Source organism: Psychrobacter pasteurii (assembly GCF_900162815.1).
In the GTDB taxonomy this organism is placed as follows: Bacteria; Pseudomonadota; Gammaproteobacteria; order Pseudomonadales; family Moraxellaceae; genus Psychrobacter; species Psychrobacter pasteurii.
Genome location: NZ_FUGD01000001.1, coordinates 1 through 640, shown reverse-complemented (window position 1 = coordinate 640; position 640 = coordinate 1). Strand labels below are relative to the sequence as shown.

General features: G+C 46.4%; 1 protein-coding gene. It reads left to right on the top strand.

Annotated features, from left to right (window positions below):
- A partial coding sequence (locus A1232T_RS00005) for an IS4 family transposase (protein ID WP_143513917.1) occupies positions 1 to 640 on the top strand: 640 nt, incomplete at both ends.

The window sequence follows — 640 nt, the reverse complement described above, 5'->3', positions numbered from 1 at the left end:
TGGTATATCACAGAGCAGATGCGTCTTAATATAGACTCCCAGGCCTGTGTGCCCAGCGCTGTGGTACAAGCAAGACAACGCCTCGGGCATGAGCCTCTAAAGCAGCTATTTCATCAACTAAGTGCTCACTACCAAACAGAATCACAAGCCCAGCAGCAAGACTTCATGGGACTTAGCGTCCACGCTGTAGACGGTGTCGTATACTCACTCCCATACACTGATGAGAACCTTCCGCACTTTAGCTCAAGCAAAGGCAGAACTAAAGAGGCGCCCTATCCCCAAATGCGTTCGGTATGTCTGATCAATACTGACACGCATGAGATCATTGACACAACCCTTGGAGATATGAGTCAAGGAGAGATCACCTTAGCCCGTCAGCTAAATGTTCAAGATAATAGCATTACGCTCTTTGATAGAGCCTATTTCTCAGCAGACTTACTGATTAGTTGGCAACAAGCCCATCCAAACAGCCACTGGCTCATGCGGGCTAAAGATAATCTGCGTTACACTGTGATTAAAACCTTTAGTGAAGGGGACTACTTAATACAAATGCCCGTCTCTCCTCAGGCACAAAAGAAAAATCCAAACCTACCTGCTACTTGGCAAGCTCGATTAATTGAGTGTCGTTATGAGGGTAAGA